This window comes from Burkholderia sp. LMG 13014 (assembly GCF_905232215.1).
GTDB lineage: Bacteria > Pseudomonadota > Gammaproteobacteria > Burkholderiales > Burkholderiaceae > Burkholderia.
Genome location: NZ_CAJNKE010000946.1, coordinates 1 through 1,531, shown reverse-complemented (window position 1 = coordinate 1,531; position 1,531 = coordinate 1). Strand labels below are relative to the sequence as shown.

The following is a 1,531-nucleotide window of genomic DNA, read 5'->3' as shown; positions in this document are numbered from 1 at the left end:
ACCGGCCCCTGCACCGGTTCGCGCCGCTGCGCCGGCACCGACCGCGGTGATCCGCGCAAGCGAAACGCCCGCGGCCCCCGCACCGTCGGTTCCCCCCGCTCCGCCCAAGCCGCGCGAACCCGACCTCGTCGAGCGCGCCTTCCGCGCCGCGCGCGACTGGCTGCTCGGCGGCAACACGGTCGTGCGCGTCGGGATCATCGTGCTGTTCTTCGGTGTCGCGTTCCTGCTCAAGTACGCAGCCGACAACAACATGCTGCCGATCGAATTCCGCCTCGCAGGCACCGCGCTCGCCGCGGCCGCACTGCTCGCGATCGGCTGGCGCGTGCGTGCGCGCCGCGCAGCGTACGGGCTCGTGCTGCAAGGCGGCGGTGTCGGCATCCTGTACCTGACGATCTTCGCCGCGACCAAGCTTTATGCGCTGCTGCCCGTCGGCGCCGCGTTCCCGCTGATGGTGGCCGTGTGCGCGCTGAGCGCGTTCCTCGCGGTACGGCAGAACGCGCTGCCGCTCGCGTTCATGGGCACCGCCGGCGGCTTTCTCGCACCGGTGCTGCTGTCGACCGGCCAGGGCAACCACGTCGCGCTGTTCAGCTACTACGCGCTGCTGAACGCGGGCATCTTCGCGATCGCCTGGTTCAAGGCCTGGCGTCCGCTGAACCTGCTCGGCTTCGTGTTCACGTTCACGATCGGCTCGGCGTGGGGCGTGACGGCCTACCGCCCCGCGCTGTTCGCGAGCACCGAACCGTTCCTCATCCTGTTCTTCCTGATGTATGTCGGCATCGCGCTGCTGTATGCGGTGAAGCGCGAACTCGCGCTGCGGCACTACGTGGACGGCACGCTCGTGTTCGGCACGCCGATCGTCGCGACCGCACTGCAGGCATCGCTCGTGAAGGACATGCCGTTCGGGCTCGCGTGGAGCGCCGTCGCGCTGTCGGCGTTCTACGTCGTGGTCACCGCTTGGCTCGCGCGGCGCCGCGACCGCCTCGCGCTGCTGTTCGAATCCACGCTCGCGCTCGCGGTGATCTTCGCGACGCTGGCCGTGCCGCTCGCGTTCTCCGGCCCGACGACCAGCGCCGCGTGGGCGATCGAAGGCGCGGCCGTCGTCTGGCTCGGCGTGCGCGAGAAGCGCATGCTGCGATTCGCCTTCGGGCTGCTGATGCAGGTTGCCGCGGCCGGCGCATTTTTCACGAGCCTGCTCGGGCCGGCCGACGCCGCCGCGCTGCCCGTGCTGAACAGCCCGTTCATCGCGATGCTGCTGATCGCGCTCGCCGGCCTGTTCACCGGCTGGTGGTTGCACGGGCGCAGCGAAGCCCGCGCGTGGCATGCGTGGATGCCCGAGATCGGTGCCGCCGCTGCCGCGTGGGGGCTGCTGTGGTGGGTGAGCGGCGGGCTGCACGAGATCCTCGTCTACGCGAGCCGTCACGTCGACCTGCATGCCGACCGCTTCGTCGTCGATACGACCGCGCTGTTCGCGGCCGGCACCGCGTGGCTCGCGCACGTCGCACGCCGTCGGCTGGCGTGGCCGCTCGCCGAA

1 protein-coding gene is annotated in these 1,531 nt (G+C 70.9%); it reads left to right on the top strand.

The window, feature by feature from the left end; all coding sequences use genetic code 11:
• Positions 1-1,531 (top strand): DUF2339 domain-containing protein (locus tag JYJ84_RS36395; protein ID WP_205190277.1); only part of this gene is annotated, 1,531 nt, incomplete at both ends.